Source organism: Flavobacterium sp. LAR06 (assembly GCF_041946075.1).
Taxonomy (GTDB): Bacteria; Bacteroidota; Bacteroidia; order Flavobacteriales; family Flavobacteriaceae; genus Flavobacterium.
In genome coordinates, this window is the sequence record NZ_JAUTYT010000009.1 from 63,027 (window position 1) to 85,260 (window position 22,234).

The 22,234-nt window shown below is 33.8% G+C and carries 19 protein-coding genes; 6 read left to right on the forward strand and 13 right to left on the reverse strand.

Annotation, left to right across the window (positions count from 1 at the left end):
* Positions 1 to 81: 81 nt before the first annotated feature.
* On the forward strand, positions 82 to 534 hold the full coding sequence (locus tag Q7C23_RS14110) for a hypothetical protein (protein WP_375033129.1): 453 nt from the start codon (positions 82 to 84) through the stop codon (positions 532 to 534).
* Positions 535 to 1,021: 487 nt separating this feature from the next.
* Here the strand turns inward: Q7C23_RS14110 and Q7C23_RS14115 are convergent, their stop codons facing one another.
* Positions 1,022 to 1,804, reverse strand: coding sequence for a GLPGLI family protein (locus Q7C23_RS14115; RefSeq protein WP_375033130.1), 783 nt, complete (start codon positions 1,802 to 1,804; stop codon positions 1,022 to 1,024).
* Between the two features lie 4 nt (positions 1,805 to 1,808).
* Entirely contained in the window at positions 1,809 to 4,607 is a 2,799-nt protein-coding gene (locus tag Q7C23_RS14120) for an outer membrane beta-barrel family protein (protein WP_375033131.1), read from the reverse strand.
* Between the two features lie 1,022 nt (positions 4,608 to 5,629).
* Here Q7C23_RS14120 and Q7C23_RS14125 point away from each other — a divergent pair.
* From Q7C23_RS14125 to Q7C23_RS14135, 3 genes are read left to right on the forward strand one after another with little or no spacing between them, the layout of a single operon-like run.
* Positions 5,630 to 6,289, forward strand: a complete 660-nt coding sequence (locus tag Q7C23_RS14125) for a BON domain-containing protein (RefSeq protein ID WP_375033132.1) — start codon at positions 5,630 to 5,632, stop codon at positions 6,287 to 6,289.
* Positions 6,290 to 6,313: 24 nt separating this feature from the next.
* Positions 6,314 to 6,985, forward strand: coding sequence for a BON domain-containing protein (locus Q7C23_RS14130; protein ID WP_375033133.1), 672 nt, complete (start codon positions 6,314 to 6,316; stop codon positions 6,983 to 6,985).
* Positions 6,979 to 7,734 carry a TIGR00730 family Rossman fold protein gene (locus tag Q7C23_RS14135; protein WP_375033134.1) on the forward strand — a complete coding sequence of 252 codons (756 nt, stop codon included), beginning with the start codon at positions 6,979 to 6,981 and terminating at the stop codon, positions 7,732 to 7,734. Before Q7C23_RS14130 ends, Q7C23_RS14135 begins: the two co-directional genes overlap by 7 nt.
* 89 nt (positions 7,735 to 7,823) lie before the next feature.
* Here the strand turns inward: Q7C23_RS14135 and Q7C23_RS14140 are convergent, their stop codons facing one another.
* The 6 genes from Q7C23_RS14140 to Q7C23_RS14165 all read right to left on the reverse strand — a co-directional run bounded on the left by Q7C23_RS14140 (position 7,824) and on the right by Q7C23_RS14165 (position 11,694).
* Entirely contained in the window at positions 7,824 to 8,468 is a 645-nt protein-coding gene (locus tag Q7C23_RS14140; protein WP_375033135.1) for a hypothetical protein, read from the reverse strand.
* 201 nt (positions 8,469 to 8,669) lie between these two features.
* Positions 8,670 to 9,500 (reverse strand): universal stress protein, encoded by an 831-nt coding sequence (locus tag Q7C23_RS14145; protein WP_375033136.1) that lies wholly within the window; start codon positions 9,498 to 9,500, stop codon positions 8,670 to 8,672.
* A 68-nt stretch (positions 9,501 to 9,568) separates the two neighbouring features.
* Entirely contained in the window at positions 9,569 to 10,048 is a 480-nt protein-coding gene (locus tag Q7C23_RS14150; protein WP_375033137.1) for a hypothetical protein, read from the reverse strand.
* A 21-nt stretch (positions 10,049 to 10,069) separates the two neighbouring features.
* Positions 10,070 to 10,240, reverse strand: coding sequence for a hypothetical protein (locus Q7C23_RS14155; protein ID WP_375033138.1), 171 nt, complete (start codon positions 10,238 to 10,240; stop codon positions 10,070 to 10,072).
* A gap of 206 nt (positions 10,241 to 10,446) precedes the next feature.
* Entirely contained in the window at positions 10,447 to 11,115 is a 669-nt protein-coding gene (locus tag Q7C23_RS14160; protein ID WP_375033139.1) for a BON domain-containing protein, read from the reverse strand.
* Between the two features lie 51 nt (positions 11,116 to 11,166).
* A complete protein-coding gene (locus tag Q7C23_RS14165; protein ID WP_375033140.1) occupies positions 11,167 to 11,694 on the reverse strand; it encodes a hypothetical protein in 528 nt (175 codons plus the stop codon).
* 264 nt (positions 11,695 to 11,958) lie between these two features.
* On the opposite strand from Q7C23_RS14165, the gene Q7C23_RS14170 reads away from it, so the two are divergent.
* Together Q7C23_RS14170 and Q7C23_RS14175 are read left to right on the forward strand one after the other, a co-directional pair.
* On the forward strand, positions 11,959 to 12,396 hold the full coding sequence (locus Q7C23_RS14170; RefSeq protein WP_375033141.1) for an OsmC family protein: 438 nt from the start codon (positions 11,959 to 11,961) through the stop codon (positions 12,394 to 12,396).
* Positions 12,397 to 12,497: 101 nt separating this feature from the next.
* A complete protein-coding gene (locus tag Q7C23_RS14175) occupies positions 12,498 to 14,990 on the forward strand; it encodes a cation-translocating P-type ATPase (protein WP_375033142.1) in 2,493 nt (830 codons plus the stop codon).
* Between the two features lie 8 nt (positions 14,991 to 14,998).
* Here the strand turns inward: Q7C23_RS14175 and Q7C23_RS14180 are convergent, their stop codons facing one another.
* The 5 genes from Q7C23_RS14180 to ppsA all read right to left on the reverse strand — a co-directional run bounded on the left by Q7C23_RS14180 (position 14,999) and on the right by ppsA (position 22,073).
* A complete protein-coding gene (locus Q7C23_RS14180; RefSeq protein WP_375033143.1) occupies positions 14,999 to 16,354 on the reverse strand; it encodes an MBL fold metallo-hydrolase in 1,356 nt (451 codons plus the stop codon).
* 1 nt (position 16,355) lies between these two features.
* Positions 16,356 to 17,186 (reverse strand): ATP cone domain-containing protein, encoded by an 831-nt coding sequence (locus Q7C23_RS14185; protein ID WP_375033144.1) that lies wholly within the window; start codon positions 17,184 to 17,186, stop codon positions 16,356 to 16,358.
* Positions 17,187 to 17,345: 159 nt separating this feature from the next.
* Entirely contained in the window at positions 17,346 to 18,395 is a 1,050-nt protein-coding gene (locus tag Q7C23_RS14190) for a response regulator (RefSeq protein ID WP_375033145.1), read from the reverse strand.
* A complete protein-coding gene (locus tag Q7C23_RS14195) occupies positions 18,388 to 19,578 on the reverse strand; it encodes an ATP-binding protein (protein WP_375033146.1) in 1,191 nt (396 codons plus the stop codon). The genes Q7C23_RS14190 and Q7C23_RS14195 overlap by 8 nt, the downstream gene beginning before the upstream one ends.
* A 56-nt stretch (positions 19,579 to 19,634) precedes the next feature.
* Entirely contained in the window at positions 19,635 to 22,073 is a 2,439-nt protein-coding gene (gene ppsA / locus Q7C23_RS14200; RefSeq protein ID WP_375033147.1) for a phosphoenolpyruvate synthase, read from the reverse strand.
* Between the last annotated feature and the right edge of the window lie 161 nt (positions 22,074 to 22,234).

Consider the following 22,234-nt stretch of genomic DNA (forward strand, 5'->3'; position numbering starts at 1 on the left):
TTTATATTCCGGGATAATTCCCTGTCACTGTATAATTAGAGTATAAATTATTATAAGAAAGATAAATGTTAATTCTTAAAGATGATTAAAAAAAGAGTTTTAGTTCGGGATAATAAAGGAATTTTTTTAAAAATGTTTAAAAGAAAGTTTAAAGATGAATTTGAATTTTCTGAAGATTCTTTTTTACTGAAAAATAAGAACAAACGGGATAAATTTGATTATTCGGTATTTGTAGTATATGATTATTCAGAGCTGGTAGAATTTTTCGAATTAGATAATATAAGAACAAATTTTACGGTTTGCTTATTTAGTAAACATCTTTACAATAGTTTATCATTGATAGAAGAAATTAAAGACTTAGTTTTAATAGATGCTTCAAAAAATAAGGCAGAACTTTTTGAAGATTTGAAATTGTATTTTAAAAAACCATCAGGTTTAATCCCCAAAATAGCGCGTAGAAAAAAAATCGTAGACTCAAAGATATCTAAAATACAGCTAGATATACTTCAAAAAGCATTATTTTATTTAACGTAATTAAGTGGAAATAATGATTTTTTAAAAATAAGAATGCTTTTGAAATGCTTCGTATTTGAGCTAAAAAAAGGAAATTAAAACTAGAATTTGTAGCCTCAGAGACTTTTGAATAGAGGAAAAAATAATAAATTTTCATGCCCCAAACCGAGCAGTAATAAAGCACAATTTTGGACTCGACCCAAATTTGAGTTTCATAAAAAAATCCATTAGAAATAATGGATTTTTTTATGGCTTATCTGAGCATTTCAAATAGATATTATTTCATTCTTGATAGATTTTTTTTTAAGAATTTATTTCGCGTGTTTTCGAATAATGGTTGTTCTATTCTGAATTCTCTAACTCAAACCGTGCAAAAATATTTTAAAAAACCGCCTTAGCTTTGTGTGGCAGTTTTGAAGGTAGCTCCATTGGCTCCATTGATATATTCTGGAAATCTCAGGAACCATTTAGATTAGTTTTTGTGTAAGAAATAAGTTTTAATAGCTTGTTACAAGGAGTAGGCTTGTAATGTTTTTTTTGCCCATTTTCCCCAGTCTTTCAAAGCATCCAAAAGTATTTTGTTTAGTCCTTTATTGTCAGTAGGTTTGCCTTTAATTGGTGGGGCTAAATCTTTGTCAGAGACTGGAATTTCTGTAACTTTTGTAGCAAACCATGTCATATTTTCGTGTGGCAGAGCCAATCCTAAAATTGTTCCGGGTAAGCCTGTAAAAGATTCAGGGCCGCCTGAGAATGGAATTTGAATTGTATAATAGGCAACAACATAAACAGAATCGATAATTATAGCATTCGCTCTGCGGCATTCATAACCCGCAATTTCTCTGGTTTCATCGGTGATTTTCCAATCAATTTTGCGTAAACTGTCTTTAACTAGGTATAAATCATCGTAAACGTTTTTTTGGGTAATGCTGGTTTGGGTATCTAGATCTGTAGCGATAACATTTTTTAAATTAGCCATTGCATCGTCAGCAATCCAACTGTTGCTTGCTGATTGATTTGTTTCATCCCATTTGTATAAACTCTTGTTTTTCGAAAAACTGAGAATGCTTTTTGTAGTTTTAAATTGTGGATTGGTTTTTTTATAACTTTCAAAAGCAGCTTGATAATAGCTATCAGTTTCTCCTTTTATTTTTTTTGTAATCAAAGCATACATATTCGATTTTTTCTCAAATTCGATTACGCCATTTTGTACAAAGTGGTCATTTTGTGCAAAATTATTGCAGCTTGTCAATACAATTATTAGAATTAAGATGCGATTTATTATTGTTTTCATGGTTTTAGTTTTGTTTAATTTCTCCTCCGCCCATTTTGCTGAAATCCCAGCTTACAGAGAACATAAAGTATCTTTGGATAGTGGTATAAGTACTTTGGTTGATATTTCCATTGAATGCAGAACGATTAAATCCTACATTTTGGTTCAAAAGATCTCTTCCCGTTATAGAAACTCTTAAATTATCGGTTTTTAAGAATTTTTTGGTGATAGATGCATTCCAAATAAAACGTTCAAAAGTTTCCTGAATCACTTGCGTTTTTCCATTATATTGATAATTACCATCTGTGCTAATTTCTAGTTTGAAAGGCAATTCTACACTGGTCCAGAAATTTCCATTAAAACCCCAACCATTACTATCACTATTTTCGTTGATACTTGCATTAGCAACGTTGTAAACAGGTCCGAAGCTGGTATTAAAATTGTATTTTTTTTCTTTATACTTTGATAAGTTTAAATTAAAGGAATAACTTGAATTTTTAGTTTGATTCAGTTTTGTATTGATGTAATTATAGTTTACATTTTTGTTGGCGCTTAAACCAATTCCTGCTGTCATGTCTATGGCTTTGATTGTTTTGCCAAAATTACTATTCAAATAATAACTTGTTGTAGCTTTGTCTTTTAGGTTTACAAATTTTGATATACTTTCTCCTCTGTCATTTGTAACCACATTACTTATTATTGGATTTAGCGTAAAATTATACGATCCATTAACCGAAAAATATTGATTGCTAAGTACTTTATACGAATAATAATTTCCTCTAAAATTATTTCTAAAAGAAGGATCTAAATTTGGATTACCCACAATTGTATTCAATTGATTTTGATTGTTTCGGATAGGCTGTATTTGTTCTAATGTTGGCTGATCGGTGTTTCCGTTATACGACAAACGCAATGATTCTCTTTGTTTGAAATTATATTGATAGTTTATCTGAGGCATGTAGTTGACAAATTTTTGCTTAAAAGAACTATCTGTATAAACATCATATTGTTTAAAGTTTACACCACTAAATTTAGAGCCAAAAGAAAAAACAGTTTTATTTTTTTTGTAATTAAAAATAGCTCCAAGTTGGTTTATCGTTTGGTCTAATTCATAATTATTACTAAAGATGGAATCCAAAACATTATAATCGCCATTTGGAGATTGATTAAAAGATTTACGATCAGCTTTTCCGTTACTAATGTTGAAGCCATAATTAAGAATTACAGATAGACTTTTGGATAACGGTTCGGTATAGATTAAATTTGATTTAAAAGCTGTATTGCTAATATTATTGACTTTATTTTGATCGACTACTTTGGTGCTATCGGGACTAATTACGGATGCTGTAAAAAATTCAGCTCTGGAATTTAAGTAACCATCACTTTTACTATCTGTACTTGATTGGCTTAAATTAAGAGATAATGTTCGGCCCGTTTTTTTTAGTCTTTTGGTTAATAAAGTATTTATATTAAAAGCTTTATCATCAACATCGTTTGTAGTGGTCTGTTTCAAATTATTCAATTGGTTACCTTGTTCGTCAGTACCTTTTCGCATTTCTGCTTCACTTGAATTACTATTTTTAAATAACCCATCTACATTTAATTTTAAAGTTAAAGTAGTATCAATTTTAATTTCATAAGCCAGATCAAGTTTATTTTTAGTCATGTTTTTTTCAAAACTCTTGTCTGAAGTATTATAAATGCTGCTAGAACTTAAATTTTGCTGGTTAATATCATTGCGACTTCCTGAAAGTTTGATATCGCCAATTTTATAATTTGCATTGATAGATTCTTTATCGTTGTTCCATTTATTGTCAAAATGTATTCCGCCAGTTTGAGCTACCGGAATTCCTTCACCATTAAATTGTCCATCCCAACTTTCAAATTCATCATTTCCATTGTTTGAAAAGTTAATACCGCCGTCATCAGTTACTTGATAACTGCTTTGGCCATATTTATCTTTATCTCCCCATCCTAATCCTACTTGTCCGGTGTTGCCTAAAATGCCATAAGCTGCTAATTTTTTCTTATCCCAAAACTTATTAAACATGGCTTGACCTTTGTAAAAATTATCAGTTCCTCCTCCGAGTTCTACTTTACCGAAATGGCCATTTTTTTTGTCTTCTTTAAGTTTAACATTTAGCGTTTTGGTTTTCTGACCATCATCAATTCCTGTAAAAGCGGCCTGATCACTTTTTTTGTCGTACAATTGTACTTTATCAACCATGTCCGCACGTAGATTTTTTGTAACTAAAGTGGGATCATCACCAAAAAATTCTTCACCATCAACCAAAACTTTGGTTACAGTTTCGCCCTGAGCGGTAATTTTTCCATCCTTATCAATTTGTATTCCTGGGAATTGTTTTATCAGATCTTCCACTTTTGCATTAGGCTCTATTTTAAATGCTTTTGGATCAAATTCTAACGTATCCCCTTTGATTTTCATGGCGGCTCTATTGCCTTTTATAATTATTTCTGACAGCAGTCTACCCTTATCAGCCAAATTAATTTTACCATAATCTTTGATTAACTTTGTGGAATCAACAGAAAATTGATCTACAAAATCAGCATATTTGGGATAAGAAACCAGCAAAATAAATTTACCGGCTTTAATATTATTCAACTCAAAATAACCATTTTCTTTGGCTCGGGTAAATTTTACTAAAATGGAATCTTGTGCTCTTAACAAAGAGACTGATGCTTTCGTTAAAGAAGAATTGTTTATGGTATCTGTTACATATCCTTTAACTGTGCCTGATATTTGTGCCTGTAAAGTATTTGATAAAAAAAGAACGCAACATAATGCTAGAATTGTTTGTCTCATTAATTGGTTTTGGTTTTTTGAAAAAGAGGCATTATAGTTCTATTCTATTTTTTGAAAAATAGAAATAAAATGCACTTGTGTGTGATTTGTTTTTGTGTAAGCAAGATTGTAGATCCTAAAATAGAAATTGAAATAGTACCTTTTGATACAGGTTTACTGAAGTGTAGTGACTTGGTATTATGAAATTCATAATTTTTTTGCGAGGTTTTGGTTGTTAGCGGTGTTAGTTTTAATGGTTTTAATTAGGAATTGTTACTATAATAGTTAAATGTGAATATCGCTCAAAAGTAAATAAAAATACTACAATATTAAAAAAGACTTTACTTTTATTGTCATGATTAATTATTTACATTAACAATCATGTTTTTAGCCAATATCTTTCAATGTTAAGCTGATCTTAAAATCTTCTTCAAAATTATGAAGCAGCTAATTCTAAAATGATTTGGTTTTGCATATGATGTTAGAAAGGATTCCAAAAATCAAAAAACGTCAAGGTTCGCTCAGATAAAATTAAAATTCAATTTGTATTCTGCTTGAATTTCATTTTAGTTTGGTGTATTGCGCAAGCGTACTTTCTGGCAATGAACAAGGGAAATTCTATAACTCAAAGCACGTAGAAATATTTCTAAAAAAACGCCTTAAGTTTTGTGGCAAATTTGCAATCAAATTATTTTAAGGCGTTCTATTCATTTTAATACTGTGTGACTTCTTATAAATAAGGCAGTTTTTTTAGAACAATATAATTTAAGCTATTAATTATTTTGGGATAAGAGCTAAGAGTAATGAGGTTGCAGACTTTTAAATATCTGCCCAGAATAATTATAATTTACATTCATAAATCTTTCAAATACTTTCGATAAATTTAGTATATCTCTTACTTATTGATAATGATTTACATCACTTTTGAGATTGATAGGGATCATTTGTTTTTCAATCTGCTTTTTTGAATTTTACCTAACTATAAAAAAGGATAATGCTTTGTTTATTATCATTCAAAGCTATAATTTTTAAATTTTTTTGTCATGAAAAAAAGTAATGATGTTTTACGTAAAGAAGTAATAGAAGCGATCAAATGGGAGCCTATTTTAAATTCTAACGAAATAGATGTTAGCGTTGATGATGGTATTGTTACGCTAGGAGGTACGGTAGATAATTATACGCAGAAAAAAGAGGCGGAGCAAACTGTTAAAAATATTGCTGGTGTAAAAGCAGTTGTAGACGATGTAAAAGTTGATTTATATTTTTCAGCAATTAAAAGTGATACTGATATAGCTGCTGCGGTTATTAAAGTATTGCGCGAAAACTGGGCTGTTCCAGACCATTTGCTCAAAGTAACGGTAGAGAATGGGTGGGTAACACTTGAGGGGATTTTGCACTGGAATTTTCAAAGAAAAGCAGCAGACAATGCTATTCGTTATTTAGAAGGTGTTAGGGGAGTAATTGATAAAATAAAAATTGAGGCTGAAATAAAAAACGAACTAGAAAAGGAGTTCGTTGAAAAAGCGCTTCGCCGCAGCTGGCTTCTTGATATTGATAATATCAGGGTCAGAGTTGATAATAAGACGATTATCCTTAGTGGCATTGTCAGCTCCTTATTTCAGAAAGAGGAAGCAGAAAGAATTGCATGGAATACACCTGGTGTTTGCTTTGTAGATAATGAGCTTTTAGTCGAAGTTGATTGATTTTTAACCATAAATTTAAAAAATATGAGAAGTAATGATATTTTACAAAAGGAAATTCAGGAAGCACTTAAATTTGAGCCTTTGCTGCATGCAGCCGAAATTGGTGTTATTGTAAAAGAAGGTGTAGTGACCCTTACGGGAAATGTTGACTTGCTTGTTAAAAAGACAGAAGCCCTTCATGCTGCAAAGAGAATTAAAGGTGTAGCGGCAATTGTCGACGAAATTCAGGTTGTACTTGGAAAAAAATCCTATACCTCTGATCAGGAAATTGCAACTCAAATTGTCACAAAATTGAAAGAGAATCAGATCGTTCCACAAAATACCGTTGGTATAATTGTAGAAAAAGGCTGTGTCACAGCAGAGGGTATTTTACCATGGAATTTTCAAAGAGAGCACGCTTTAGAGTTAATTAAAAACCAGAAAGGGGTAAGGGAAGTTACCAATAACATTAAACTTAAAAGAGAAGTATACGATCAGGTGGAGAAAGAATTACTGGAAAAGGCATTACAAAGACATTGGGCGTTTGATACAGATGAGATCGATGTTGCGGTTGCCGGTGCAACTGTGCAGTTATCTGGAACGGTTGGTTCAATTTTTCAAAAAGAAGAAGCGGAAAGGATTGCGTATAAAACGCCGGGAGTAATCAAAGTTATCAATCATTTAAAAGTGAACCTTGAACAGCCTTATTTGTGTTAAATAATAAATCGATTGAAATTATGACAGAGCAAAAAACTCAAAGTGATAAGTCAGAAATTAAGTTTTTAGAAGGGCCACAGTCGAGATTTGCTGAACTGAAATTTATAATTATTATTTTATGGGAACTGATAAAATGCTTTCGTAAACTCTATTATATTGGTCCCTGCATTACTTTTTTTGGCTCTTCCCGTTTTAAGGAAGATCACCTTTATTATGAATTTACCAAAAGGGCTGCAGGTGAATTTGCCAAACTTGGTTTTACAATAATGACAGGTGGAGGACCAGGTCTTATGGAAGCGGCTAATCGCGGCGCAAAAGAAGTGGGTGGAAAGTCTGTTGGATGTAATATTAAGCTTCCTAGTGGTCAAACGCCTAACTCTTACCTTGATAAATGGGTAGAGGCAAAACATTTTTTTGTTCGTAAAATACTTTTGGTAAAATATTCTTTTGCCTTTGTAGTTGTGCCTGGAGGTTTTGGAACATTAGATGAATATTTTGAAGCGCTTACACTTATACAGACGGGCAAGATTAAAAACTTTCCAATAATAATTTTCAATACACAATACCATAAAGCGGTCATTGAGCATATTGGCCTAATGAAAAGAGAAGGAACCATTAATGATGCTGATTCGAAATTATTCATGATTACAGATGATATTGAACAGGCAAGGCTTTTTATAATTGAGCATAGCATTAAAAATTATGGATTAAAACCAAAATTTCAGCATACGCCCATTCGTTGGATTTAAGTTTTTTGGCTTTTCATTTTACATATCGTAATTTAAAATGTAGTCTTTTGAAATCATTTTTTACAACAGCTTTTTGAAGCCGAATGGCTCTATTTTTGTTTATGACTATTATGAATTATATTATTGCTAAGCATATCCTGTATAATTAGTTTTCCATATGTATGTGCAAGACTAGTAGCGTTTAAGGGATTAAAGGATTGTGTCTGTACGGAATATTCTAATTTTTGATCTGGCATTGTAAACAGATTACTTTCCCAAAAATAATAGGTATCATTGACATAATATCCTTCCTGGTAGATTTTGGTGTAAATGGCGTTATAATAAATAGAGAAGTCATTATCATTATAGGGGTCTGCCAAATCATACATACTTTTTAGAGCATAGTACTTTTCTTTTTGTTTATTAAGCAATACAATCGTTAAAACGGCAGCTATATCATCTTGCTCTAATTGTTTTAGAATCTCTTTTTCATCCTTTGCTTTAAACGCTTCAAAGCCATAAAGTTCAATAGATGGAATGGCATCATAACCAAGATTGCAGAGATCGTCAGCAAGGTGATTTTCCATTTGCCACTGAAGCGATTTGTCTGATTCTTTTATCAATCCAACTACGACGATACGACCAGTTTTTACATTTAGCTTCTCAGAGGCCTGCCATGAACTAATTATACTTGAGCTAGAGCATTGAACTAAAAAAACAGACAATACTATAATGAACCATATACTTCTTTTCATTGTAATTGTTTTTTGATTACCCGTTCTATAACAGTATGAGATTATGATTTCAACCTTGATTGAATATAAAGAGGATTTTTAAAAGTAATATTCAAAGATTATGAACCATTAAAGATACTACTGCTATTACGAAAAAGCAGGATTGTTTAAGATATAAAGTATTGGCAGGTTAAATCGTATATCTGATTTTCCTGCCAATTATTATTTTTTAAATACAAGCATTGGAGTTCTGGTATTAAAACCTTTTTCAGAAGTTTTAAGTGGTTGAAATAATTGCTCCAACCAGTTTCGGTTTTCTTTAGCAAACATGGTTATGATAGATGGTTTGATTGTCATAATATCAATTTGTAAGTGCCGTAATAGAGATACTTCCGGATTTAACTTTTTGAAATGAAAAGATACTTTGTCAGACTTAAATTTATGCTCTATTTTATTGAGTTTTTTGTTGATTTCTTCTTCCTCTGTAAAATAATCATAATGGTAAACAGCGATCGAAGCATCAAACGTGGATCCAAATTTTTTAATCAACGGAAGTTCAGCTTCTATTTTTTCTAAATCTGACGGGTATAAAATAGTACTTAATTTTTTTATTCTGTAATGTCTTGGAACAACCAGAAGTGGGATCGGAGAGTCATGTAATATTCTGGTCGTATGACTTCCCAATAGCTTATTTACAAGACCACCGCCTCTTGTACTCATACAGATATAATCAGCTTTAATTCTTTTGGCACAATTTAAAATGGCTTCGCTTACATCAAGTTTATTTTCCGCAATATAGGTTGTTTTACCTGGCTGTTTGTTGGTTTGTCTGTAGAGCGTATGTACAAATTTTATAAGAGCTTGTTCCTGTTTTTTGTTATCTGGCTCCGGAAGACCTACAAAAGTAACAGCTGAAAAGGGATCAATAATAAATGACGTATTTACATATAGAAATGTAAGTTCATAACCTATTTGAGAGGCCAGCTGAATAGCAAAACGTACAGCTACTTTGGAGCTATGAGATAAGTCGGTTGTAACAAGTATTTTTTTCATGCTTTCTAGATTTTTAGATCGGGAACGAAGCCCTAATTATTTTAATTAATGAGGAATTCAGTTTAGTATTATTTTGAAGCAAACTTCATTTCATTAACATAAAGATTCATTTTTTTCCAGTGTTTGTGATCGATTGTTGTGGTATCAATATCAGTAGTCCAGTCAAATCCGGGAAATAATTTTAACCTGTTTACAATACGTTTTTTATATCCGAATGAAAAGCGATCCCCTCGCATTTGAAACTCTATAGTTTTATTATCATTGGTCAAGTTCTTGTAGATAATTGTTTGTGTTTTCCAGTCACCACCCCAAGTAAGGAAGGATTTAATAAAACAGATAACTCCAACAATAATGAATGCCAGTAACTGTGATCTTGATCTTTTTAATTTTCCAACTAACTGGCCTATAATAAATACAAAAGTCAAAGATGCAATAAAAAGGATGATAAAATGAAGTACTGAATTATTGATATAAAAAGGAGTGTAGCGATTTACTAGCGTAAGTGTCGCAGTTATGAGAAACAGGACATACAGTATTGTAGTTTTCATATTCTTTACAGGATAAAAAAATTAAAATTTATCTAAGTTATTTACTTCAGATTCGTCCTCATAGAAATTTGAAGTTGAATTTAAATCTTTTTCATATTGTTTTCGGTCTTTGTTGTTTTGTATAAAGATGTAAATCATCACGATTAAAATTACGATGCTAAGAAATGCTAATATGATCCAGCTTGGTTCCATGATATTGATATTTAAGAGTTAGTTTTTTTTGGTTTTATGTTATAATCAGAATTACAGCAGTGATGGCTGTAATTGCCATTAAGGTTATTATTGTTTTCATGATTTTTAATCTTAAAAATAATTTTCAGGGAAAACTGTCAAAATGAAACCTCTTATGCGTTTTAAAAAACTGGAATAGAGGGGAGAATTTCATCTCCCTTTTAAAGTTATTCTGATATGGCATACTTATGTTCCACAACAAGCTGATTATTGACGGACCAGATTCCCGGGGTCTTCCAAACTATTTTTTCTGCAAGATCTTTTTGAAAAAGGGAAGAAACAGCTCCTGTTAATGTCACCGTTGTACCATTGACTTTAACGAATATGTTTTCAGAGTGGAGTGTCCAGTTGCTTTCTAAGGCTCTTACAATATTTTTTTTCTCAATTTCATCCTGTATTTCAGATTTTATTTTGATACGGTTGGTTACGCCTTTCACACCTGTAAGATGGCCGACGGATTTATTAGCGGCTTCTTTTTGATAATTCCAGATTACCTGACCCTCCAGGGTGACCCAGCCTTTTTCAACTTTAATCTGAATCTTTTCCTGAGGTACATTCCAGTTATCTGTTAGAGCCTTTAAGGCATCGTTGGCTATATCTTCATCAGACTTGGTATTGCTGGAATATTTGATTTCAATTTCTTCAACAACTGCTTTGACGCCATCAACATTTTTGGCGGCATTTTCAGCTTCAATTTTTTTATAATAGGCGTCTACAGTTCCCATTAGGGTTACTACACCATCTTTTGCAGTTACACCAATTTCTGCTGCATGCAATTGTGGCTCCCATTTAATGGCGTCTTGAACATCTCTTTGCAATTCTTCATTTGTTTTCATATTATTTTCATTTAGATAGTTGCTTAATTTGAATTTATAGCGTTTTATTTGTTAGAGGTGAAAAGCTTCGTTCTCTAATATAGCTCGGTTCTCTTTTTCCTCTATTGAATTTTCTTTAGGAACATGAGTATTAAGTGTGGTTCTCATAATTTCAATGTTGGCATTTGTTTCCTGAGCAAGCAGCACATATTTACGGGCTTTTACTTCGGTTTTATATTTTATGGTTTTGTCTTTTGAAAATCCCATACCTATTAAGGGCAACGTAGCTCCTAGAAGTACGGCGACACAGGCATATATGATTGGTATTCTGAAGTAAGGAAGATTGGCAGTGAGGTTGAAAATAAAAAGTAATCCAAACAATAACCCGCATAACCCTATAGCGAATAACCCGGTAGTACTCCATTTTTCCATTTTATCATAAATGTTAAAGTATTCAAGAACATTTTGTTCGGTATAGCAATCTTTACCAATTATTGAAAGTTTTGTAATGTCGTATCCACTTTTTTTTAATTTTTTGATTGCATCTTCAGCATGCTGCAGTGATTTATAATTTGCTACGAATAATTGTTGATTTTCCATGGCTATCTTTTTTTGGGTTAGTATAAGATTCTATTAGGTTTTTAGAAATTAGAAGCTACTGGAACTCTTAAATCTAAAATTAACCATTAACTCCTGTTGATTTGCTGTGTAAAATTGCATTAAAAAACAAAAAATTAAAATGATCTAAATCATTTGTATTGATGACTTTTAGCACTTTTATTTTTAGTTTTTAATTTACTACCAGATAAAAAGATATGTTGGATATCATTTATTACTAGTGAAGAACTAACTAATTTAGTTATTATGAAAACTTCACACGAATATCAGGTAGATTTGGAATGTCAGGTAAATGGAACTGGAAGAGTAAGTGCCGTCATCTTTAATAATGATATAGAAATATCGTCTTATTCGTGTTTAAAAAATCTCGATGAAAATACCTGGTCAGCAGAACATTTATTTCTCGCCGCCGTAGAAAGTTCGTATATGACCGCCTTTTTTAATACAGCCAAACACAAAGGAATCAAGTTTAAAAAGTTCAAAAGTACCGCCCGGGCAGCTATACTAGTATCAGATGAATTTTCAGAGATAACTGATATCATTCTAAAACCTGTAGTAAGTATTGAAGAAAGTAATCAGATTAATAAAACATTGAAAATTTTTTCGCTCTGTACGCAACATTGTTTGGTTTTAAAGGCCTTAAAAGTAAGACTACACATCTTTCCATCGGTTAATCTGGAATGAAAATGAAAAGCTCTTTCAATACTTCCAAGCGGCTGTTAAAACAAAAACTTATTTCGTATCTTTAAGATATTATACTGTGATCCAATTTATGTAGCTAACCTATGAATAATAAGGAACAAGAATTACAGGGACTAAATATTGAAGAAGTACTTGACTTTAGAGCAAAATATGGAATCAATAAGTATAATTACAAAAAAGAGAACAGGCTTGTAGCTTTTCTAAAAAGCATCTTTGCAGAACCCATGATTCTTTTATTACTCGTTGCTGCCGGAATTTATTTTATCAATAAACAATATAGCGACGCAGTATTTCTTACTCTTTCAATTTTATTAATAGCGGCAATATCACTTTATCAGGAAAAGAGAAGCCAAAATGCTTTGGCAAAATTACAGGAATTTACAGAGCCGCTGTGCAAAGTTATTCGGCAGGGGAAACAGCAAAATATTAAAACACAAGATATTGTCGTTAGTGACATGGTAATTGTAGAGGAAGGGGGATTGGTCCCTGCTGACGGAGTTATCATGAGTTCAAATGATTTTTCAGTAAACGAATCGATACTTACCGGTGAGTCGATGAGTGTTTTTAAAGATAAAGAAAAAGAAGATAATAAAGTGTTTTCGGGAACTACCATTGTAAGCGGATTAGCTATAATTAAAGTAACAGAAGTTGGCAATGAAACAAGGCTGGGTAAAATAGGGAGCAGTCTCGAAGCTATTACCGAAGAAAAGACACCATTAGAGCTTCAGATTGGGAATTTTATAAAAAAGATGGTTTTTGTTGGGGTTCTGGTTTTTATTCTGGTATGGGCTATCAATTATTCCAGAATGGGTAATATTCTGGGAAGCCTTTTGGTAGCGCTTACTTTGGCAATGAGTATATTACCAGAGGAGATTCCTGTTGCTTTTACAACATTTATGGCACTGGGAGCACGCCGGTTAATGAAGATGGGTATTGTAGTCAAACAAATGAAAACAGTTGAAACTTTGGGCAGTGCCACCATTATCTGTACAGATAAAACAGGAACCATAACTCAGAATAAAATGGAGTTAGCAGGTCTTTATTTACCGTCAGGGTTAGATACAGACGTAAATACTTTTAGAGAATTAAAAGAAACCGAGGATCTTATAACAACTGCGATGTGGGCAAGTGAGCCCATACCTTTTGATCCGATGGAAATTGCTCTTCACACTACTTATAAAAAGTTTACAGCTAAAGATTTGACTGCCAACTTTAAAATGATTCATGAATATCCATTATCAGGCAAGCCGCCAATGATGACTCATATTTTTGAAGATGATGGAGGAAATCGAATTATTGCTGCAAAAGGGGCACCTGAAGCAATTTTTGAAGTTTGCCATCTTACAACTAAGGAAAGAGAAGTTGTACAATTGGCTATGGATAAATTAACCGGAAAAGGCTACAGGGTTCTTGGTGTTGCCAAAGGTGTTTTGGAAGGAAATAGTTATCCTGAAAAACAGCAGGAAATTCCCTTTGCGTTTAAAGGCCTTGTTGCTTTCTATGATCCACCAAAGGATAATATTTCGCAGGTACTGCAGTCTTTTTACGAAGCCGGAATAGGAGTAAAGATTATTACCGGAGATAATGCCCGTACAACAAACGCAATTGCTCAGCAGATCGGCTTTAGGGGATTTGAAAAATCCATTACAGGTGATGAACTTATGAAACTAAACAATGCAGAATTACAAAGTAAAGTAATGGATATCAATTTGTTTAGCCGAATGTTTCCAGAAGCCAAACTAAGAATTGTCAACGCTTTGAAAGCAAATGGACAAATTGTTGCTATGACTGGAGATGGTGTTAATGATGGACCTTCTCTTAAAGCAGCGCATATCGGTATTGCCATGGGGAAAAAGGGAACAGCTATAGCAAAAGATGCTGCCTCATTGATTTTGGTAGAAGATGATCTTTCTAAAATGGTAGAGGCCGTAGCAATGGGAAGAAGAATTTATACGAATCTGAAAAAGGCAATTCAATACATTATATCAATACATATACCCATAATTCTGATCGTTTTTATTCCACTTGCTTTAGGATGGATTTATCCCAATATATTCAGTCCGCTGCATGTAATTCTGCTAGAACTAATTATGGGACCAACCTGTTCAATACTCTATGAGAATGAACCTGCTGAAGCCGATACCATGCAAAGGGGGCCAAGAGCATTAACATCTACTTTTTTCAAGACAAAAGAATTAATAACAAGTATTTTGCAGGGATTTGTTATTACCATAGGGGTATTAGGTATATATCGGTGGTCAGTATACAATCAATGGAATGAAGACAGCACGCGAAGTATGGTTTTTTTAACTTTGATTACGGCCAATGTTGTACTCACATTGGTAAACAGATCTTTTTATTATTCATTATGGGTAACACTTCAATATAAAAATTTCATGGTTTCGCTTTTAATAGGCATTACAGTGCTTTTGGCTATACTACTATTTGCAGTACCCTTTTTGCGTTCTTTATTTAATTTTGAAATGCCTACATTTTTTCAGCTCATTGTATGTGTATTGGCAGGATCAGTATCCGTATTATGGTTTGAGGTTCCAAAATATCTTAGAAGGAAATGAAAAATCTACTAGATTTCTATTTCGCTTCCTATGAGCGGAACACTGCAGTTAAAACCATATCGCTCCTGAATTTTAATTCGAAGTTCATCTGCCGGAAGATTTTCTCCATGTACTAAGTAAATACATTTGGGAACATTTTTAAGTGCTGAAAGCCAGTTTACAAGATCTTGTTGATCTCCATGAGCAGAGAGTCCTTCAATCTGAACTATTTTAGCCGCTACGTTATAGTAGTTTCCGTATATTTTAATTTCATTGGCACCTTCAAGAAGTCTTCTTCCTCGAGTGCCTTCAGCCTGATAACCTACCATTACAACAGTAGTTTTCTCCAGGCCTATATAATGTTCAAAATACGATAATACGCGACCTCCTGTGGCCATTCCGCTTGCGGCAATGATTACTTTGGGCTGAGGATCTTCAATGATTCGCATAGTCTGTTCGTATTCAGAAACTATTTTAAACATTTTGCACATTTCGTGACAGTCATTGGCAGCGAGTTTGTGCCATTGCATATTCTGTAAAAAAATATCCAGGACACTGGCACCCATCGGTGTATCCAGAATATAAGGAATATTTGGAATTCTGCCCTCCGTTTTAAGCTGCCATAGCAAATACATTATGGATTGTGCTCTTTCAACGGCAAATCCTGGAATAATTACAGTTCCTTTTTGTTCTATAGTGGTATTGATATAGTTTTCAAGCTCTTTTTTTGCATCCAGATCAGGATGAAGGCGGTTGCCATAAGTACTTTCTAAAAAGAGATAATCCCCTAGTATGGGTTTTATTGGCGGAAACATCAAGACATCATCATCACGTCCTATGTCCCCTGAAAACACCAAAGTTTTGCCTTCAAGTATTAGTGTAATAGTGCAGGCACCTATAATATGTCCTGCACCAGTATAAGTAGCAGTAATATCAGGAGCAATGTCAGTTGAAATGTCGGGTTGTACGATTTTAAAATAGGGAAGAACAGCTTCAGCTTGTTCTAAAGTATAAAGAGGCTCTGCCTTTTCATGTTTGGAATAATGCTCTTTGTTGGCTTTATTGGCTTCTTCTTCCTGAATTTTAGCACTGTCTAAAAGAACAAGTTTGGCCACATCCTTGGTAGGGGAAGTGCAGTATATTTTACCTGTGAATCCCTGTGCAACGAGTCTGGGAAGCCATCCACAATGATCCAGGTGACCATGGGTAAGAAGCACATAATCTATGGTGGCAGGTAAAACAGGCAGAGGATCCCAGTTAAGTTGTCTAAGAGCTTTAAGGCCCTGAAAAAGCCCACAATCAATCAATATTCTACTACCATTACTTTCTATGAGTGTCTTTGAGCCTGTTACGGTTCCGGCGCCTCCAATAAATTTTATTTTCATTTCAAATAAGTTTACAAATTTGTGAAGCTTCTTTTAATACATTTCTGATCCGGTTTTCGCTAATTCCTATCTTATGAAGACTTTTCGAATCATTAATAAGATCTTTTACCAATATTTGATCCAGAATAAGTAATTTTTCTTTTTCAACCATTGAGAGCGTCGTGAGGCAGGTAATCGGGTAGAGTCCTCCTTTATCTATTTTGTTTTTAATGCTGTCATTTTTAGGATAGTCCCAGCTTAAGAGTGTTACTCCACTACAAATGGCAAAATTTTCAGCATCTTTAGTAAATCGGTTGTTAGTGACTATTATACAGGAGTCTATGTTTTCACTTCCGCTAAAAATAGTGTGTTGTTTTGATTTGAGATCATTAAACCGTGACAGAATATACATGGGGACTTTTACATCTGAAGTGCCTTCTCTGCTGCTGTGAAATTTGCATTCAACCATCTGGACTTTGTTCTCTTTTTTGAGTGCTACATCTACTTCATGCGATACACATTTTCCTTGCAGCGTTAGATTTGTCCTTGTTTTATAACCTTCAGCAGCATAAAGTCTGGATATGAATTTTTCAAAGAAAAAACCTGCCGGTCCAAGCAGTTGTAATGCGTAGCGCAGGTTATATCGCGCAGCATGTCCGTTTGATGCTTTTTTTAAGATCGCAAATGCCAGTTTATATATTTGCTTGGTGGTTATGCCTTCATACATTTGATTTTGTATCTGTACAAGGCACTCGCTGATAAGATCAGGATCAGCTCCTGATTTTTGAAGAGAAAGTTTTAACTTTTCAATATCGAAAGGTACAACATGTCCTGAGTGCTTAATTACTTTCATTATTCAAGAGTTTTACAAGACGATTAGAATACTTTGATTAAAAGGAAATAAGATTTTATCTGTTTTGTTGAAATAGTCAAATCAAAATTACTATAGATTATCCCTAGACAGGGTGACAACAATCATTTGCGAATATGATCTTCATCATAAATTGAGTTTTTAGTTTTTTATTCTGCTTAGTTTCTCTAAATTCAGTACATGTATAATGCTCGAAGTCTTTTCTATCAATCCTTCTTCTTTAAAATCACTTAGGGTTCGGCTTACAGTTTCGGGTGAAGTTCCTGAAAAAGCTGCAAGATCGTCTCTGGAGAATTTAATACTGGTTCCATCAGAGCTGTGCTGCTGTAGCAGGTGTACAATGCCTTGGGCAATTCTTTTTCGTACTGACATATAGGCAATCTGCAGCAATCGTTCTTCTTTTTCTCGCATATCATTTGCGAGAATTTTAATGAATTTGGCACCTACATCAGGATACAGAAAAAGAAGTTTATCAAGTTGTTCTGTTGGCAAAAAGCTTAAAACGGTTTCTTCGAGTGCGATAGTTGTATCGTTATAGGTATCGTTTGAGAACAGTATACTAATATCCAAATAATCGTTTTCTTTATAAACACCCGTAATAAGTTCACGTCCTTCCTGAGTAAGTTTTACGGTTTTGACTTTTCCGCTTATGATATAATAGATCCCTAGTACATGATCGCCTTCGTAATGAATATATTGATTTTTTTTATAATGTCGCGTACTGCGATCAAGCATGATTTCTTTTAGTTTTACGAGTCCGTCTTCTTTAGAAATAACTGCGTTGAGGTTTTCTGCACTCTGTCCATAAAAAAGTTGTTGCAGTTCTTTTTTCTTCAACCGGGCTTCTATTGCCTTCAGGAGTTCAATATCATCAAATGGTTTGGTAAGGTAATCATCAACTCCTAGTTCCATTCCTTTTCGGATATCGGCTCTTTCCGCTTTGGCAGTCAAAAATATAATAGGTGTTGCTTGTGTTTCAGGGTGTTTGTGAAGAATATGTAAAACGCCATATCCATCAAGTTCAGGCATCATAATATCACAGAGTATAAGATCAGGCAATATTTTAAGTGCTGTTTCAACTCCTGTTTTTCCATTAGCAGCCGCAAAAACCTCATATCCGGAGAGTTCAAGTATTTCAACAACATTTTCTCTAATATTGTCATTATCTTCAATGATAAGTATTTTAGTCATAACGTGGCAGTTCAATAGTAAATAAGGTTCCTTTATCTATGGCGCTTTTAAATGAAATAGTACCATGCATTAGTGATACATAGCGTGAAACAATATGGAGTCCCAGACCAGTCCCGGGAATATTTCCTGTATTATGCGCTCTGAAGAAAGCTTCAAACAAATGTTTATGATCTTCCTCGGGAATACCAATGCCGTTATCTTTTACATTGATGGTTACTATAGTATCAGTTATAGAAGTCGATAGTTCGATTTCTGTTTCTTCTCCAGAATATTTTATGGCATTGGATACGAGATTAATAATACAATTTTTGAGTAGGTTTTTGTCTAGTTTTACCAATGTAATTTCAGTATTAGGGATACTGATTATCTTTTGTTTCTTTTTTGTGAGAAGCTTCAGTTCTCCTATAATTTCTTTGATAAAATCCTGCAGATTAAAACTGGTTATCTGTAAGGTTATTTTATTTGATTCTGCTTTTTCAAGGAGCAGAAAATCATCCAGAATTGCAGTAAGATTTGCAATAGCGCTTTTGATTTTTCGAATATGGGGTTCAATTTTCGGATTATCGATATTTTCTACGTAACGCTGAAGTAGGGACGTGGAGAGCTGAATAGTGCTCAACGGTGTTCTAAATTCGTGGGAGGCCATAGATAAAAGCCGGCTTTTAATTTTATTAAGTTCTTTCTCTTTTTCGAGGGTGTTACTAACTTCTTCTTGTGTGACGGTTAGGGCTTTAATGGTTTTATTTAATGTCTGTGTGCGATCTTTTACGAGTTCTTCCAGATGCTGAGTGTATTGCATTAAGCGGTTTTCTGCTTCTTTTTGATGGCTCATATCGTGAATGAAACCTGCAAAAATTCGCTGTCCCTCAAATTTGACTTCACTTACTCCAAGTCTAAAAGGAAAAATGTTTCCGTCTTTTTTCCGTCCAAGTACATCTCTGTCATGGCCAATAATATGTGGAATTCCGGAAGATTTATAATTTTCTATATAAGAATCGTGTTTTTCTCTATCAGGAGAAGGCATCAACAAAGCAATGTTTTTGCCTATTATTTCATCAGGAGTATATAAAAAAAGTCGGCAGGCAGAAGGATTAATTGATTCAACAATTCCCTTTTCGTTGATTGTAATAATTCCATCGATTGCATTTTCAATAATTGCATTTAAAAGTGCCTGGTTTTTCATTTCGCAATCGATTTTTTTATAACAAATATCGTGAAATGTTTTTGATAATCAGTTGCTTATATTTTTAATTTGTTAAAATGGACTATTGCCATTTCACCAGGCATTGTATCCCTTATTTTAGAGGTGTTTACAGCCGCATTTATAATTTCAATGCCATTTATTAAAGCATCTGAATTGAATGAGATACTATTAATTCCTGCCGCAACCAAAAAAAATGTAAAACCTGGCGAGTTGCTTGGTGCCTGTCCGCAAAGACCAATTTTCTTTCCTAGATTGTTTGCTGTATGAATCATTTGAAATATCAGCTGTTCCGGAGCTTCATTTTCCTCATCAAATAAATCTGAAATTAGCTCAGAGTCACGATCTATACCCAAGGTGAGTTGTGTTAGGTCGTTAGATCCTATAGAGAAACCATCAAAAATTTTCCCAAATTCTTTCGCCAGTAAAATATTAGAGGGTAATTCGGCCATGACATATATTTCAAGGCCATTATTATGCTGTTTTAAACCGTATTCCTCCATTAGAGCGATTACTTTTTTCCCTTCCTCGGGCGTACGACAAAATGGAATCATGAGTTTTACATTGGTAAGCCCCATTTCATCCCGAACTATTTTCATCGCTTCACATTCAAGCCTGAATCCTTCGCGATATTTTTCATGGTAATAACGAGAAGCGCCCCGGAAACCGAGCATCGGATTTTCTTCGTGAGGCTCAAAAAAAGTGCCTCCAAGAAGTTGAGAATATTCATTGCTTTTAAAATCACTCATTCTGACAATGACTTCTTTGGGATAAAAGGCTGCAGCAATTGTAGCGACACCCTGTGAGAGTTTTTCGATGAGGTAATTTGGTTTGTGATTATAATTTTGTGTGAGTTCTTTTATTGCTAAACTTTGATCAGGGTCAAGTACTTTTTCTGGATGAATGAGCGCCATGGGATGTATTTTTACCTCGTGGCTTATTATAAATTCAATGCGAAGTAAGCCTACGCCATCATTTGGATAAAATGATAATTCAAATGCTTTTTCAGGTTCAGAAACTATTAGCTGCACTTTTGGTTTTTCGGGTAGTTGTATTTTGCTGAGAGGAGAAGTTGTTTGCAGGTATTTTAGTTTGCCTTTGTAGACATAACCGGTTTTTCCTTCTGCACAGCTCAGGGTAATAAGATCTCCGTCTTTAATAATTTCAGTGGCATTGCCCGTTCCGACAATGGCTGGTGTTCCCATTTCTCTGGCTACTATAGAGGCATGACTTGTTCGTCCACCTTTATTGGTAATGATTCCAGCCACTTTTTTTAGGATAGGATCCCAATCCGGGCTGGTAAAATTAGTAACCAGAATTTCACCGCTTTGGAGTTTTGAAGCTTCTTTTGATGATAGTAGAATTCTTGCAGTACCGCAAATTATACGTTTTCCTATAGCCTCGCCCTGTACCAGTGCTACTCCTTTTTTTTCTAATTTATAAGTAGTAATTGATATTGGTTTTACGAGGGAATGTACCGTTTCTGGTCTTGCCTGAATAATATAAAGCTCACCATTAAGGCCATCTTTCGCCCATTCAAAATCCATTGGTTTATTATAATGTTCTTCTATAATAAGTGCCCATCTGGCGAGTTTTTCAATTTCGGAGTCGTCAAGGACAAATTTGTTGCACCATTTTCGGGGCGTAATTTTTAAAACCGTTGAATTAGTGCCTGATGAATTATCATTATAAACGAGCATTTTATTTTTTGCTCCAAGATTTTTCTGCAAAATAGCTTTTTTATTATTTTTAATAGCTCTTTTAAATATAAGAAACTCGTCAGGAGTGACAGTACCCTGTACTATTGTTTCACCCAGACCCCAGGTTCCTGCAATATGAATTACATCAAGGAATCCTGACTCAGGTTCCAGCGTAAATCCGATACCGGAACAAGCTAAATCTGAACGAACCATTTGTTGTATGCCTACAGAAAGAAATACTTTGTCATGCTCAAAACCTTTATCGAGTCTGTACTTGATGGCTCTGTCTGTATAGAGTGATACAAAACAACATTTCACCGCATAAATCAGCGGCATTTCACCTTTAATATTCAGAAATGAATCGTGCTGTCCAGCGAAGCTTGCATTGGCAAGATCCTCTGCAGTGGCACTGCTTCTAACGGCAACTGCCATATCGTGGTTTTCACATAAGGAGAAGTAAGCGTCTGAAATTTCGGTTTGAAGATCCAGAGGAAATTTTGCATCAAGTAGCAGCTTTCTTGTTTTCTCACCAATTTCGGTTAAGTTGCTAAAGTCTTTCTTATCCAGAAGTTGCATTAGTTCATTCAGTGCTAAACCTAATTTATTATATTCTATAAAATCTTTGTAAGCAGTTGTAGTTATGGCAAAACCATTGGGAATTCTAATGCCATGAGCACTAAGATTATTGTACATCTCTCCAAGAGAAGCATTTTTGCCTCCTACTTTGTTAATATCCTTAATTCCGATCTGACTAAACTTTAAAATATATTTTTCCATTTTCATTATTTTCAAATCTCTCATCTCTATAGTTTTAATTTGAATTAAAGATAGTTCGATGCTTAAAAAAGGGAAATGATCGTAATCATCTTTTACGATTTAGAACATTTGTACCAAGTGACGCAGATCATTTTACTATTTGAGATAATAGATGAAATTTG

Excerpts from the sequence above, each read along its gene's own strand:
- Q7C23_RS14110 (WP_375033129.1), top strand. The coding sequence starts at position 82 with ATGATTAAAAAAAGAGTTTTAGTTCGGGATAATAAAGGAATTTTTTTA.
- Q7C23_RS14115 (WP_375033130.1), bottom strand. The coding sequence starts at position 1,804 with ATGAAAACAATAATAAATCGCATCTTAATTCTAATAATTGTATTGACA.
- Q7C23_RS14120 (WP_375033131.1), bottom strand. The coding sequence starts at position 4,607 with ATGAGACAAACAATTCTAGCATTATGTTGCGTTCTTTTTTTATCAAAT.
- Q7C23_RS14125 (WP_375033132.1), top strand. The coding sequence starts at position 5,630 with ATGAAAAAAAGTAATGATGTTTTACGTAAAGAAGTAATAGAAGCGATC.
- Q7C23_RS14130 (WP_375033133.1), top strand. The coding sequence starts at position 6,314 with ATGAGAAGTAATGATATTTTACAAAAGGAAATTCAGGAAGCACTTAAA.
- Q7C23_RS14140 (WP_375033135.1), bottom strand. The coding sequence starts at position 8,468 with ATGAAAAGAAGTATATGGTTCATTATAGTATTGTCTGTTTTTTTAGTT.
- Q7C23_RS14145 (WP_375033136.1), bottom strand. The coding sequence starts at position 9,500 with ATGAAAAAAATACTTGTTACAACCGACTTATCTCATAGCTCCAAAGTA.
- Q7C23_RS14150 (WP_375033137.1), bottom strand. The coding sequence starts at position 10,048 with ATGAAAACTACAATACTGTATGTCCTGTTTCTCATAACTGCGACACTT.
- Q7C23_RS14155 (WP_375033138.1), bottom strand. The coding sequence starts at position 10,240 with ATGGAACCAAGCTGGATCATATTAGCATTTCTTAGCATCGTAATTTTA.
- Q7C23_RS14160 (WP_375033139.1), bottom strand. The coding sequence starts at position 11,115 with ATGAAAACAAATGAAGAATTGCAAAGAGATGTTCAAGACGCCATTAAA.
- Q7C23_RS14165 (WP_375033140.1), bottom strand. The coding sequence starts at position 11,694 with ATGGAAAATCAACAATTATTCGTAGCAAATTATAAATCACTGCAGCAT.
- Q7C23_RS14170 (WP_375033141.1), top strand. The coding sequence starts at position 11,959 with ATGAAAACTTCACACGAATATCAGGTAGATTTGGAATGTCAGGTAAAT.
- Q7C23_RS14175 (WP_375033142.1), top strand. The coding sequence starts at position 12,498 with ATGAATAATAAGGAACAAGAATTACAGGGACTAAATATTGAAGAAGTA.
- Q7C23_RS14180 (WP_375033143.1), bottom strand. The coding sequence starts at position 16,354 with ATGAAAATAAAATTTATTGGAGGCGCCGGAACCGTAACAGGCTCAAAG.
- Q7C23_RS14185 (WP_375033144.1), bottom strand. The coding sequence starts at position 17,186 with ATGAAAGTAATTAAGCACTCAGGACATGTTGTACCTTTCGATATTGAA.
- Q7C23_RS14190 (WP_375033145.1), bottom strand. The coding sequence starts at position 18,395 with ATGACTAAAATACTTATCATTGAAGATAATGACAATATTAGAGAAAAT.
- Q7C23_RS14195 (WP_375033146.1), bottom strand. The coding sequence starts at position 19,578 with ATGAAAAACCAGGCACTTTTAAATGCAATTATTGAAAATGCAATCGAT.
- ppsA (WP_375033147.1), bottom strand. The coding sequence starts at position 22,073 with ATGGAAAAATATATTTTAAAGTTTAGTCAGATCGGAATTAAGGATATT.